12 protein-coding genes are annotated in these 13,135 nt (G+C 46.9%); 5 read left to right on the top strand and 7 right to left on the bottom strand.

Annotated features, from left to right (window positions below; translation table 11 throughout):
* The first annotated feature begins 156 nt into the window (after positions 1–156).
* The 5 genes from DXD65_RS16610 (at position 157) to DXD65_RS16630 (ending at position 5,759) form a co-directional block, all read left to right on the top strand.
* A complete protein-coding gene (locus DXD65_RS16610) occupies positions 157–1,068 on the top strand; it encodes a TolB family protein (protein ID WP_034525590.1) in 912 nt (303 codons plus the stop codon).
* A gap of 66 nt (positions 1,069–1,134) precedes the next feature.
* Entirely contained in the window at positions 1,135–2,166 is a 1,032-nt protein-coding gene (mltG, locus tag DXD65_RS16615) for an endolytic transglycosylase MltG (protein WP_005827888.1), read from the top strand.
* Between the two features lie 76 nt (positions 2,167–2,242).
* A complete protein-coding gene (locus tag DXD65_RS16620; protein WP_005827886.1) occupies positions 2,243–3,835 on the top strand; it encodes a thiamine pyrophosphate-dependent enzyme in 1,593 nt (530 codons plus the stop codon).
* Positions 3,836–3,839: 4 nt separating this feature from the next.
* Positions 3,840–4,421 carry an indolepyruvate oxidoreductase subunit beta gene (locus tag DXD65_RS16625; RefSeq protein WP_009036846.1) on the top strand — a complete coding sequence of 194 codons (582 nt, stop codon included), beginning with the start codon at positions 3,840–3,842 and terminating at the stop codon, positions 4,419–4,421.
* A 30-nt stretch (positions 4,422–4,451) separates the two neighbouring features.
* Positions 4,452–5,759: a phenylacetate--CoA ligase gene (locus tag DXD65_RS16630; RefSeq protein ID WP_005827882.1), complete on the top strand. Its 1,308-nt coding sequence runs from the start codon at positions 4,452–4,454 to the stop codon at positions 5,757–5,759.
* A 538-nt stretch (positions 5,760–6,297) separates the two neighbouring features.
* On the opposite strand, the gene rplT is transcribed toward DXD65_RS16630, so the two are convergent.
* From rplT to ruvX, 7 genes are all read right to left on the bottom strand, one after another.
* Positions 6,298–6,648 (bottom strand): 50S ribosomal protein L20, encoded by a 351-nt coding sequence (gene rplT / locus DXD65_RS16635; RefSeq protein WP_004289896.1) that lies wholly within the window; start codon positions 6,646–6,648, stop codon positions 6,298–6,300.
* Between the two features lie 100 nt (positions 6,649–6,748).
* On the bottom strand, positions 6,749–6,946 hold the full coding sequence (gene rpmI, locus DXD65_RS16640) for a 50S ribosomal protein L35 (protein ID WP_005827880.1): 198 nt from the start codon (positions 6,944–6,946) through the stop codon (positions 6,749–6,751).
* A 67-nt stretch (positions 6,947–7,013) separates the two neighbouring features.
* Positions 7,014–7,616: a translation initiation factor IF-3 gene (infC, locus tag DXD65_RS16645; RefSeq protein ID WP_005827878.1), complete on the bottom strand. Its 603-nt coding sequence runs from the start codon at positions 7,614–7,616 to the stop codon at positions 7,014–7,016.
* A 120-nt stretch (positions 7,617–7,736) separates the two neighbouring features.
* A complete protein-coding gene (gene thrS, locus DXD65_RS16650; protein ID WP_005827875.1) occupies positions 7,737–9,677 on the bottom strand; it encodes a threonine--tRNA ligase in 1,941 nt (646 codons plus the stop codon).
* A 79-nt stretch (positions 9,678–9,756) separates the two neighbouring features.
* Positions 9,757–11,817 carry a tetratricopeptide repeat protein gene (locus DXD65_RS16655; RefSeq protein ID WP_005827873.1) on the bottom strand — a complete coding sequence of 687 codons (2,061 nt, stop codon included), beginning with the start codon at positions 11,815–11,817 and terminating at the stop codon, positions 9,757–9,759.
* A 117-nt stretch (positions 11,818–11,934) separates the two neighbouring features.
* A complete protein-coding gene (def, locus tag DXD65_RS16660) occupies positions 11,935–12,492 on the bottom strand; it encodes a peptide deformylase (RefSeq protein WP_005827872.1) in 558 nt (185 codons plus the stop codon).
* A gap of 43 nt (positions 12,493–12,535) precedes the next feature.
* Positions 12,536–12,961, bottom strand: coding sequence for a Holliday junction resolvase RuvX (gene ruvX / locus DXD65_RS16665; RefSeq protein WP_005827870.1), 426 nt, complete (start codon positions 12,959–12,961; stop codon positions 12,536–12,538).
* Positions 12,962–13,135 lie beyond the last annotated feature (174 nt).

Here is a 13,135-nt window from a genome sequence, read left to right on the forward strand (position 1 = left end):
GTGGACAACTATTTCAAGAATCCCGGAGACTATTCATATGATAAGCACTACGCATTCGACCATCACTACAGATTCTCTCTGAAAAAAGCATGCTCCGACTATGTAGTTTCCAATAAAAAATGTATCTTGCGGAGATTTATTAAATACGATATGAACATGAAACCCTATCTAATCCCCTTCTTTGCAACTGTTGCACTGACCGCAACCGCTCAACAAAAAAACGAGATTACCAGCGTCCTCGAAATACTGGATGTAACCAACGGTAACCGGACCGTCGTAAAAGAATTTCCCTACCGGATTGAAGCTCCCAATTGGACGCCCGACGGGCAATGGCTGCTATACAACAGCGAAGGAAAGCTTTACCGCCTTTCCCCCACCTCGCCTGCCGAACCGGAACTGATAAACACCGGATTTGCCCAAAACTGCAACAACGACCACGTCCTCTCGACCGACGGACAGCAGATAGCCATCAGCCACGGGACGAAAGAAGACTATAAATCGCGCATTTATACACTTCCCATCACGGGCGGCACTCCCCGTTTAATAACACCTATGGCTCCCAGCTACCTCCACGGTTGGAGCCCCGACGGCAAAGAGCTTGCCTATTGCGCCGAACGAAACGGCAACTATGACGTCTATACCATCCCGGCGGAAGGAGGTGAAGAAACCCGCCTGACCACTGCCGAAGGTCTGGATGACGGACCGGAATATTCCCCCTGCGGACAATACATCTGGTTCAATTCCGTACGCACCGGACTCATGCAAGTCTGGCGCATGAAGGCAGACGGCTCCGAACAGACCCAGATGACCTTTGACGAAACCCGTAACTCCTGGTTCCCCCACATCTCCCCTGACGGAAAATCCGTTGTATTCATCACCTACTACAAAGGTGACCTGGAACCGGGAGAGCACCTGGCAAACAAGAACGTAGAGCTGCGCCTAATGCCCGCAAACGGTGGAGAACCCAAGACATTGTTAAAGCTTTTCGGCGGACAAGGCACCATCAATGTCAACTCATGGGCACCGGACAGCAAACGCATAGCCTTTGTCAGCTATCGAATTAACTGATATGACTTGATGGTTTTCACTCCATTTTTTACTAACTTTGCCCGACTAAAGATGCAGTAAAACAAAATGGAAAAGAAGAAAATCATTATCGGAACATTCGTCGCACTGATTCTTATTGGAGCAGCTTGTGCAGGAACAGTATACTACTATCTGTTTGCCCCGCAATTCCATCCGAAAAAGACAGTCTATATCTATATAGACCGCGACGACACCGCCGACTCCATATATAATAAGGTGGAACAACAAGGCCATCCTCGAAGCTTCACCGGCTTCCGCTGGATGGCCCAATACAAGAAATATTCCGAAAATATACACACCGGACGCTACACCATCCGGCCGGGGGAAAACGTATATCACGTATTCAGCCGTCTGTACCGCGGATATCAAGAACCTACGAATCTCACCGTCGGCAGCGTACGCACACTGGACCGGCTGGCACGCAGCGTAGGCAAACAGCTCATGATAGACTCCGCCGAAATAGCCGGATTGATGAACGACTCCGCATTCCAACAAAAACTGGGATACAACAAAGAGACCCTGCCCTGCCTCTTCATCCCCGAAACCTACCAAGTCTATTGGGACATGAGTGCAGAAGAGTTCTTCGAAAGAATGCAAAAAGAGCACCAGAAGTTCTGGAACCAGGAACGCTTAGACAAAGCCACCGCCATCGGAATGACCCCGACGGAAGTCTGCACCCTTGCCTCCATCGTCGAGGAAGAGACAAACAACACTCCCGAAAAACCAATGGTGGCAGGGCTCTACATCAACCGCCTGCACACCGGCATGCCCCTGCAAGCCGACCCTACCATCAAATTTGCCTTGCAGGACTTCGGCTTGCGGAGAATTACGAATGCCCATCTGGCAGTAGAATCCCCCTACAATACCTATCTCAACACCGGACTACCTCCCGGTCCCATACGCATCCCCTCACCCATCGGGCTGGATGCTGTGCTGAACCATACGAAACACAACTACCTCTACATGTGTGCCAAAGAGGACTTCTCGGGCACCCATAACTTTGCATCCAATTATGCCGAGCACATGAAAAATGCAAGAAAATATTGGAATGCATTAAACGAAAGAAAGATTTTCAAGTAATCTGCTGATAAAATAAAAGCAAAATCCTATATTTGCGTCAAATATTAATCCATGACTAACACTTAAATATTCAGATATGAGCAAGCAACTCTTACTTGGCGATGAAGCCATTGCACAAGCTGCATTAGATGCCGGACTTTCGGGTGTATATGCCTATCCCGGCACTCCTTCTACGGAAATCACCGAATATATTCAGATGGCACCGATTACTGCCGAAAAGAATATCCATAACCGCTGGTGCTCTAACGAGAAAACTGCGATGGAAGCTGCCCTGGGCATGTCCTTTGCAGGTAAGCGTTCATTGGTGTGCATGAAGCACGTGGGTATGAACGTAGCTGCCGACTGTTTCATCAACTCTGCCATTACCGGCATAAAAGGTGGTCTGATAGTCATTGCTGCCGACGACCCCAGCATGCACTCCTCACAAAACGAGCAAGACAGCCGCTTCTATGGCGACTTCTCCCTCATCCCGATGTACGAACCAAGCAACCAGCAGGAAGCATACGACATGGTGTACAACGGATTCAACTTCTCCGAACAGACCGGCGAACCCATCCTGATGCGCATGGTTACGCGCCTGGCACACTCCCGTTCCGGCGTAGAGCGCAAGGAGCAACAACCGCAGAATGAGATTTCCTTCAGCGAAGACCCGCGTCAGTTCATCCTCCTGCCGGGTAATGCACGCAAACGTTACAAAGCATTGCTGCAACGCCAGGACGAATTTATCAAAGCTTCTGAAAACTCCGCTTACAACAAATATACCGACGGCCCCAACAAAAAGCTGGGTATCGTGGCATGCGGCATCGGCTACAACTACCTGATGGAGAACTATCCCGAAGGTTGCGAATATCCGGTACTGAAAATCGGACAATACCCGTTGCCCAAGAAACAGCTGATGCAGCTGGTAGAAGCATGTGACGAGATTCTGGTACTGGAAGACGGACAACCGTTCGTAGAAAAACAGCTAAAAGGCTATCTGGGCATCGGCATCAAAGTAAAAGGCCGTTTGGACGGCACTCTTTCACAAGACGGAGAGCTGAACCCGGACAGCGTGGCACGTGCCGTAGGCAAGGAGAACAAGGCTGAATTCAGCGTTCCTTCTTTGGTAGAGATGCGCCCGCCCGCTTTGTGCGAGGGTTGCGGCCATCGCGACATGTACACGGTGCTGACCCAAGTATTGAAAGAAGAATATCCCACTTATAAGGTGTTCAGCGACATTGGTTGCTACACGCTGGGAGCCAATGCCCCATTCAACGCCATTAACTCTTGCGTGGATATGGGCGCCTCCATCACCATGGCGAAGGGTGCTTCGGATGCCGGCCTGCATCCTGCCGTAGCCGTCATCGGCGACTCCACCTTCACCCACTCGGGCATGACGGGACTGCTGGATTGCGTCAACGAAAACGCCGACGTCACCATCGTCATCTCCGACAACGAAACCACCGCCATGACCGGAGGACAAGACTCTGCCGGCACCGGACGTCTGGAAGCCATCTGCGCCGGCATCGGTGTAGCTCCCGAACACATCCGCGTCGTAGTGCCCTTGAAGAAGAACTACGAAGAGATGAAGCAAATCATCCGGGAAGAAATCGAGCACCACGGCGTATCCGTCATCATCCCCCGCAGAGAATGCATCCAAACATTAGCACGCAAAAAAAGAAACAAGTAAAGCCATGAAAAAAGACATCATACTTTCCGGCGTAGGAGGACAAGGTATCCTCTCCATCGCCACCGTAATCGGCAAAGCAGCCCTCAAGGACGGACTCTACATGAAGCAGGCAGAAGTACACGGCATGAGCCAGCGAGGCGGCGACGTGCAGTCCAACCTGCGCATCAGCGACCAACCCATCGCTTCGGACCTCATTCCCACAGGAAAATGCGACCTCATCATCTCCCTGGAACCGATGGAAGCACTGCGCTACCTCCCCTACCTCAGCCCCGAAGGTTGGCTGGTGACCAATGAAGCCCCCTTCATCAACATTCCCAACTATCCGGCAGAAGAAGACATCAAGGCCGAAATCAACAAGCTGCCGCATAAAATCATGCTGAACGTAAACGAAGTGGCAAAAGAAGTCGGCTCTCCCCGCGTAGCGAACATCGTACTGCTGGGCGCCACCATCCCCTTCCTCGGCATCGACTACGCAAAGGTGCAAGACAGCATCCGCGAAATCTTCCAACGCAAGGGCGACGCCATTGTAGAGCTGAACCTCAAAGCGTTGGCTGCCGGCAAAGAGATTGCTGAAAAACTGATGTAAACTATAATTGACTCTAAATTTCAACATACCATGAATAACAAATACTGGGAAGAAGAGATTGAAACGATGCCCCGTGAGCAGTTGCGCGAACTGCAACTGCAACGGTTAAAAAAGACTGTCAGCATTGCCGCCAACTCTCCTTATTATAAAAAGGTATTCCAAGAGCATGGCATCACTGCCGACAGCATCCGGTCTATAGAAGACATACGTAAGATACCGTTTACTACCAAGGCCGATATGCGCGCCAATTATCCTTTTGGATTAGTAGCAGGCGATATGCGTGAGGACGGAGTACGTATCCATTCTTCCAGTGGCACTACGGGCACGCCGACGGTCATCGTACACTCCCAACACGATTTGGACTCTTGGGCTAACTTAGTGGCACGCTGCCTCTATATGGTAGGTATCCGTAAGACGGATGTTTTCCAAAATAGCTCCGGTTACGGCATGTTCACCGGAGGACTGGGCTTTCAGTATGGAGCCGAACGTCTGGGTGCGCTGACTGTTCCTGCCGCTGCCGGAAACAGCAAGCGTCAGATAAAGTTCATCACCGACTTCAAGACCACTGCCCTGCATGCCATTCCCAGCTATGCCATCCGCTTGGCAGAGGTATTCCAGGAAGAAGGGATGGACCCCGCCGGCACAAGTCTGAAAACGCTTGTTATCGGTGCCGAACCCCACACAGACGAGCAACGCAGAAAGATTGAACGCATGCTTGGCGTCAAAGCCTATAACAGCTTTGGTATGACTGAAATGAACGGTCCCGGCGTAGCCTTCGAGTGCACCGAACAAGACGGCATGCACTTCTGGGAAGATTGCTACCTGGTCGAAATCATTAACCCGGAAACCGGCGAACCCGTACCGGAAGGTGAAATCGGCGAACTGGTACTGACAACGCTGGACAGAGAGATGATGCCCCTCATCCGCTACCGTACACGCGACCTTACCCGCATCCTGCCCGGCAAGTGCCCTTGCGGACGTACCCACATCCGTATAGACCGCATCAAAGGCCGTAGCGACGATATGTTCATCATCAAGGGAGTCAATATCTTCCCCATGCAGGTGGAAAAGGTGCTGGTACAATTCCCCGAATTGGGCAGCAATTACCTCATCACGCTCGAAACGGTCAATAACCAGGATGAGATGATTGTGGAAGTTGAACTTAGCGACCTCTCTACTGACAATTACATCGAGCTACAAAAGATTAGCAAAGCCATTACCCGCCAGCTGAAAGACGAGATTCTGGTAACTCCGAAGTTACGGTTGGTAAAGAAAGGTTCCTTGCCGCAGAGCGAAGGAAAAGCCGTCAGGGTAAAAGACTTACGGGACAACAAATAAACTTAAAAAAACTCTTTTCAAAACAGACCATCTGTTCACCCGATACAGATGGTCTGTCTTGTATAAACACATCATCTATCTTCCCTTGACACATCATCTGTTTCAGCATCACGTATCATCGTTTCACAATCACCCACATCCGCATAAAACGAAAGAGGAACGGTTATCCAAACAGATTACCGTTCCTCTTTTATAGAAAGCCGCACCGATGATGTGATGAAACTCCGTATGACATGATTTGAGTGCTCCTCCTCTTTGTAATCCACCGACTCAAGAGTTACCCCGAAGGGCGTGGCCCGCCATTGAGAAGCGAAGCTTGTCTCGGTATTTCATAAAAATTGATGAGTTTCCCGATCCAATCAATGCGGCTATTTTTTCTATAACAAAGGTAATGAGTTTCTATGAAAGAAACAAGTAAAAGCAGTAAATTGTTTCAAGTCCTTTTCAAGTTTTAACCCCTCCCCGGAGTATCAGAAAACAAAAAGTGCTGACTACCAAAAGAGTAATCAGCACCTCGTAATTTATCTGCTAACTGTTTTTATGCAGCCTTTGCTTTAGCAACGATAGCCTTGAAAGCTTCCGGATGGTTCATCGCTAAATCAGCCAACACTTTGCGGTTGATTTCGATACCAGCTTTGTGCAAAGCGCCCATCAGCTTAGAGTAAGACATACCTTCCAGACGAGCGGCAGCGTTGATACGCTGAATCCACAAAGCACGGAAGTTTCTCTTCTTGTTCTTACGGTCACGGAACGCATAGGTCAAACCTTTTTCCCAAGTATTCTTGGCAACGGTCCAAACGTTCTTTCTTGCACCAAAGTAACCTCTGGTCAATTTCAAAATTTTCTTTCTTCTTGCTTTAGAAGCAACATGATTTACTGATCTTGGCATAGTTTTACTTGTTTTTGAATGTTAGCGCCGTTACTTCACGCAGCGGACTTAAAGCTAATGCATTCGGTTAATAACTTTAATACTTTTGTACGCTTTTCAATTACTTCATTGCTAAGAGCTCTTTCACCTGGCTTACATCTGTTGTACTAACAAGTGTAGAGTAGCACAAGTTTCTTTTCTGCTTCTTAGTTTTCTTAGTCAGGATGTGACTATGAAAAGCGTGCTTTCTTTTGATTTTACCTGTTCCGGTAAGAGTAAATCTCTTTTTAGAACCGGAGTTAGTCTTCATCTTTGGCATCTTTTTTAAACTTTTTAATTATTAAATTATATGGCAACGCACTATACCTATGGCGTTACTCACTTCTTTATTCTTCTTCGGTTTCAGCCGACGCAGCCTTTGGCGCATCTTCTGCAGGCTTGGGAGCCGCGCTCTTCTTAGGTGCCGCCACTTTCTTCGGAGAGAGCTGGATTGTCATTCTCTTTCCTTCCAAAACCGGCATTTGGTCTACCTTCGCATAGTCTTCCAAATCATTGGCAAAACGGAGCAGCAACACTTCACCTTGCTCTTTGAACAAGATGGAACGTCCTTTAAAGAATACGTAGGCCTTCACCTTGTCACCATCTTCCAAAAAGCCTTTAGCATGCTTCAACTTGAAGTTATAGTCATGATCATCTGTCTGAGGTCCAAAACGTATTTCCTTCACGTTCACTTTTACCTGCTTTGCCTTTTGCTCTTTCTGACGCTTCTTTAACTGATAAAGAAATTTAGAATAATCAATAATACGACAAACAGGGGGTTGTGCATTTGGAGAAATCTCCACGAGATCCGCTTCATGTTCTTCAGCAAGTCTTAAAGCCTGCGCTATCGGATACACTTTTGGTTCTACTTCATCGCCCACTATGCGGACTTCTTTGGCCCGGATTTGTTCGTTAATCCGATGTTGCCCTTTTAAGCTGTCATTCTTCATTAAATAACGTTTACTTCCAGTTTGTTTCTTATTTACTATTCCCAAATTAATGTTTTTGTTAAGTAAAAGCGAACTTTAGAACATCTAATATATGCTATGCTTCTACAATTGGGCGCAAAGTTACCATTTATTTATCATATTCTGAACTTCTTCGTTCATTTTTTTGGCAAATTCTTCAAATTTCATGGTTCCTTTATCACCTTCTCCCTGCTTGCGGACAGCAACTTCCTTGTTTTCAGCCTCCTTTTCACCTACAACCAGCATGTACGGAATACGCTTCATCTCATTGTCACGAATCTTACGACCAATCTTTTCATTGCGCTCATCCACAATGGCACGGATGTCATATCGCTTCAAGTATTGTTTCACTTCATGCGCATAGTCGTTGAACTTCTCGCTGATAGGCAGGATGGCAACCTGGTCGGGAGTCAGCCACAACGGGAACTTACCGGCCGTATGCTCAATAAGCACAGCCACGAAGCGTTCCATGGAGCCGAACGGAGCACGGTGAACCATTACGGGACGGTGCTTCTGATTGTCAGCACCGGTATATTCCAGCTGGAAACGTTCCGGCAGGTTGTAGTCCACCTGGATGGTACCCAGCTGCCAACGGCGACCGATGGCATCCTTCACCATGAAGTCCAGTTTAGGACCATAGAAAGCGGCTTCTCCATATTCTATTTTTGCCTTCAGCCCCTTTTCTTCACAAGCTTCGATGATGGCGCGTTCTGCTTTTTCCCAGTTCTCGTCGCTACCGATGTATTTTTCGCGGTTCACCTTGTCACGCAAGGAAATCTGTGCCTCGAAGTTCTCGAAGTCCATAGATTCGAACACGATGGAGATAATGTCCATGACACGGAGGAACTCATCCTTCACCTGGTCCGGACGGCAGAAGATATGCGCATCATCCTGCGTAAAGCTACGTACACGTGTCAGACCGTGCAACTCGCCACTCTGCTCGTAACGGCAAACCGTACCGAACTCTGCCAAACGCAAAGGCAGGTCTTTGTAAGAACGGGGTGAGTTCTTGTAAATCATACAGTGGTGAGGGCAGTTCATCGGTTTCAAGAAGTACTCTTCCCCTTCTTCCGGCGTATGTATGGGCTGGAAGGAGTCCTTACCATATTTTGCATAATGGCCGGAAGTGATGTAAAGCAATTTGTTGCCGATGGGTGGACACATTACTTCCTGATAATCGTAACGGGCCTGGATGCGGCGCAAGAAATCCTGCAAGCGGATACGCAGTGCAGTACCTTTGGGAAGCCACATCGGCAATCCCTTACCTACGGTGTCAGAGAACATGAACAAGTCCATCTCCTTACCGATTTTACGGTGATCGCGCTTCTTGGCTTCTTCCAGCAGAACAAGATACTCATCCAGCATCTTCTTCTTCGGAAAGGTGATACCATAGATACGGGTCATCATCTTACGGTCTTCTTGTCCACGCCAATAAGCACCGGCAACGGAAGTCAGCTTAATAGCCTTGATAGGAGCTGTGGTCATCAAGTGAGGGCCACGGCACAAGTCGGTAAATGCACCCTGCGTATAAGTTGTGATGTGGCCGTCTTCCAATTCGGAAATCAGCTCGCATTTATAAGTTTCTCCACGGTCACCGAACATCTTCAAAGCATCCGCCTTGGCAATGTCTTGTCTGACAACCGCTTCTTTCTTAGCCACCAGTTCAGCCATCTTTTTCTCAATGGCTGGCAGGTCAGCTTCCTTGATAGTCGTTTCACCCGGGTCCACATCATAGTAGAAACCGTTTTCGATAGCAGGACCTATACCGAACAGGATGCCCGGATAGAGTTCCTGCAAAGCTTCGGCCAGCAAGTGGGCACTGGTATGCCAAAAGGCATGCTTACCCTGCTCATCCTCCCATTTATAAAGAACCACTTCAGCGTCTTGCATGATAGGACGCCCCAAATCATAAATTTCTCCGTTCACGCCACAAGCCAGCACGTCTTGTGCCAATCGCGAACTGATGCTTTCTGCAATCTGCAGTCCCGTTACTCCTTCGTTATATTCACGAACAGAGCCGTCTGGAAATGTTATCTTTATCATAGTTTATATGTATATTTCATTTTTCAGAACGCAAAAATAGCTAATTCTTTTTGATATTCTATTTTTTAGCAAAAAAATGTTATTCCCGTGTATCTGTAAACCTCTTTATGATATTATAGGCCGAGACAATGCCCAACTCTCCGGCTTTACTCAAATCGGCAATACCTTGTTTGTTATTCCCCAGGAAGATGTGCGTCAACCCACGGTTAAAGTATGCTTCAGCAAAATCGGGACTCAGCTCAATCGCCTTGTCATAATCCGCCAAGGCGGCACGGTAATCCTTCAGTAACGAAGACACATTGCCACGGTTATAATAGCCATAGACAAAATCAGGAGCCAATAGAATAACGTGATCCAGGTCATTCTTCACAACTTCATAATCAATGGCTGTCACTTCAGGCTTCTTCATTTCCGTTGTACCCGAAGTGGCACCTTCACTCATTGTGGCTTCGGCCTTTTTATATTCCAGTTGCTTATAACGCACCAAAGCACGCATAAAGTATGCCGGGAAGAAAGTGTCGTCCAACAAGATACTCTTTGTAAAGTCATCTATGGAACTGGCAAAATCCTGAACCAGATAGAAATCCAGACCTCTCATGAAACGTTTCTTGGCGTTCTTCTCGTCAGCCACCACATCAGACGTATGAGCGTCTATCAAAGCAAAGTGGAAGCGTACTTGTTCCTCCGTCAACGGAGCTTCCATATTGGTGATGCGCAGTGGCTTCGGGAACAGTTTCGAATGGTTCAGTTCCTCAATATACTTATGATAATGTACGATACGCTTCACATCGCTCAGTTTCTCATAATAAGTCAAAGCATACATCGGCTCGAGCTTGATGGTCACATTCCGGTCTTGTACACGTCCGCGATAATCGCTCTTATAACGCTGGTCAGCTTCCGAATCGTCCGCTATTACAATTTTCCGATAATTTTCCATGTTCTTGTCGGATTTCTTACGGGTCTTCCCACCATCTCCATTGGAGTTTTCCGAGGAATTATCCGCAACATCCTTACTGTCGTCACCTTCCTTTTTGTCACCAGAAGAAACACCGTTACGCTTGTCTATCTGCATCTTCATGATTTTGAACTCATCCTGCTCGGCTCCCTTATGGTCGCCAATCTTTTTACGGGCTTCGGCACGCTGATAATAGCCGGCCATAAAGTTAGGATATTCTGCAATCACTTTGGAATAGTCACTGATAGCTCCCCGGTAATCCCCCGTCTGCGCACGTAACAAACCACGATTGAAGGTGGCCATCATGTTATCCGGTTCCATCTTCAACACAAAATCAAAATCCTCTATTGCCCGGTTGTCATCGCCCACCTGGGCACGCAGCAAACCGCGGTTGTAGTGCCCGAGAAAATTATTCGGATCAATATCCAAAGCCAAATCATAGTCACTCATGGCGCCTCTCAAATTATTCTGATGGAAACGCGCCAAGGCACGGTTGATATAGTTACCGGCATTCTTTGCACTCAGATGGATAGACTGGTCCAAATCAGCTTCAGCCTCTTTATATTTCCCCTGCTGGAGGCGTACAATGGCTCTTGCCCCCCATCCATCCGGGTCATAACGGTCCATATCGATGGCTTTGTCAAAATCACGCAAAGCTTGTATCGTATCATTCTGTTTCAGGGAGACTTCCCCGCGCATCAGATAGGCACGTGTATATCTGGGGGCAATTGTCAGAAGCGTACCCAAATCTTCCTTAGCCGCCTCATAATCTTCTTTCTGAATATGGCAAAGGGAAAGATTATGCCAAAGCACCACATTCTCCGGGTCGTATTTGATGGCAGTTTTATAATCTTCAATCGCCTCGTCAAACTTGTTCTGACGGATACGTGCCAATCCTCTGATTTGGTAAGCACCTACCACAAAAGGGTTCCGCTGAATCGCAGCATCACAATCACTCTCCGCTCCCTGATAGTCATCCAAATTGATTTTTGCCAGTCCACGGAAGAAATAAGGCTCATATAAATAAGGTTTCGCGTTGATTACCTGATTAAAATATTGGATAGAAAGCACGTAATCCTCAAAATACAATGCATTCCGAGCAATGGTCATCACCCGTTCCGTATTGATTTGTGCATACAACAATGTGGGTAACAGCAAAATAGCCGTCAGTATTTTTTTTATCATCTTGTTTTATAAATGCTTGTAAACGAAACAAAAGTAACGTTTTTCGTTTACTTGTCGGGATTAGCGGAACACTTTTTATATTTTTTGAGCCTTTTATACCATATTATATGGTTAAACTTATTTCTTTACGGTTTTCACCTTATAAGTGCAGTGTGCCTTGCCTTTCAACATGGCATTCAGTTTTCCTTTAATCATCTGCTTGCGTAACGGAGACAAATGGTCGATGAACATCTTTCCTTCCAGATGGTCGAACTCGTGCTGCATCACGCGTGCCAGGTAACCTTCGATAATCTCATCGTGCGGTTCCAAGTTCTCGTCCAGGTATTGCACGCGTATTTTGTTGCCACGCTTCACTGATTCATGAATTCCTGGAAGGCTCAAGCAGCCCTCGTCCATAGAAACTTCCTCACCGGACACTTCCAGAATATGGGCATTGATATACGCCTTGCGGAAATCTTTATATTCTGGCAAATCATCAGACAAGACATCCAGATTAATGGTTACTACGCGGATAGGCAAACCTATTTGCGGTGCAGCAAGTCCCACACCTTCAGCATTGTCCATCGTTTCAAACATATTCTCAATAAGTTCTTTCAAATTCGGATAGTCCGGGGCAATATCCTCTGCTACCTTTCTCAATACGGGCTGGCCGTACACATAAATGGGTAAAATCATTTCCTTTACTACAAATTACTAATTACAAATTACTTTCTATACATTATAAAAAAGAGAAACGTTTGTTCTCTAAATAAGTTTGCAGAATAATAGTTGCACTGATTTCATCCACCAGTGCTTTATTTTGGCGGTCTTTCTTTTTCAATCCGGCCTCAAGCATCGTCCGATGAGCCAGAACAGAAGTAAAACGCTCGTCTACATATTCAACCGGCATGTCAGGCAGTTTCTTCTTCAGCGAACGGACAAAAGGTTCGATATTCTTCATGTTTTCCGAAGCCTCATTATTCATCTGCTTAGGAAGGCCTACCAAGATACGCTCTACCGGCTCCTTAGCCACATAATCAAGAAGAAACTGCAACAATTGGTGTGTAGGCACAGTTGTCAGTCCATTCGCAATCATCTGCAATGTATCACTCACGGCTATTCCCGTACGTTTCCGACCGTAGTCTATGGCTATTATTCTACTCATAATGGGCTACAAAATTACGATTAAAATTTGAATTCCTCCGTTAATCTTACATATATAATACAGAAAAAGGGATGTCTGATAGTATCAAACATCCCTCCGCTGATTTTTTCATTAATTATTTCAAATGAATTTTGTATGTCAGCCCTCCCGTGAAATATTTCATCCTCTGCATTT

It is taken from the genome of Bacteroides sp. 4_1_36 (genome assembly GCF_003466325.1).
GTDB classification, from domain to species: domain Bacteria; phylum Bacteroidota; class Bacteroidia; order Bacteroidales; family Bacteroidaceae; genus Bacteroides; species Bacteroides uniformis.

What these genes read in the sequence shown, in the direction of transcription:
- DXD65_RS16610 (WP_034525590.1), top strand. Translation starts at nt 157, where the DNA reads ATGAAACCCTATCTAATCCCCTTCTTTGCAACTGTTGCACTGACCGCA.
- mltG (WP_005827888.1), top strand. Translation starts at nt 1,135, where the DNA reads ATGGAAAAGAAGAAAATCATTATCGGAACATTCGTCGCACTGATTCTT.
- DXD65_RS16620 (WP_005827886.1), top strand. Translation starts at nt 2,243, where the DNA reads ATGAGCAAGCAACTCTTACTTGGCGATGAAGCCATTGCACAAGCTGCA.
- DXD65_RS16625 (WP_009036846.1), top strand. Translation starts at nt 3,840, where the DNA reads ATGAAAAAAGACATCATACTTTCCGGCGTAGGAGGACAAGGTATCCTC.
- DXD65_RS16630 (WP_005827882.1), top strand. Translation starts at nt 4,452, where the DNA reads ATGAATAACAAATACTGGGAAGAAGAGATTGAAACGATGCCCCGTGAG.
- rplT (WP_004289896.1), bottom strand. Translation starts at nt 6,648, where the DNA reads ATGCCAAGATCAGTAAATCATGTTGCTTCTAAAGCAAGAAGAAAGAAA.
- rpmI (WP_005827880.1), bottom strand. Translation starts at nt 6,946, where the DNA reads ATGCCAAAGATGAAGACTAACTCCGGTTCTAAAAAGAGATTTACTCTT.
- infC (WP_005827878.1), bottom strand. Translation starts at nt 7,616, where the DNA reads ATGAAGAATGACAGCTTAAAAGGGCAACATCGGATTAACGAACAAATC.
- thrS (WP_005827875.1), bottom strand. Translation starts at nt 9,677, where the DNA reads ATGATAAAGATAACATTTCCAGACGGCTCTGTTCGTGAATATAACGAA.
- DXD65_RS16655 (WP_005827873.1), bottom strand. Translation starts at nt 11,817, where the DNA reads ATGATAAAAAAAATACTGACGGCTATTTTGCTGTTACCCACATTGTTG.
- def (WP_005827872.1), bottom strand. Translation starts at nt 12,492, where the DNA reads ATGATTTTACCCATTTATGTGTACGGCCAGCCCGTATTGAGAAAGGTA.
- ruvX (WP_005827870.1), bottom strand. Translation starts at nt 12,961, where the DNA reads ATGAGTAGAATAATAGCCATAGACTACGGTCGGAAACGTACGGGAATA.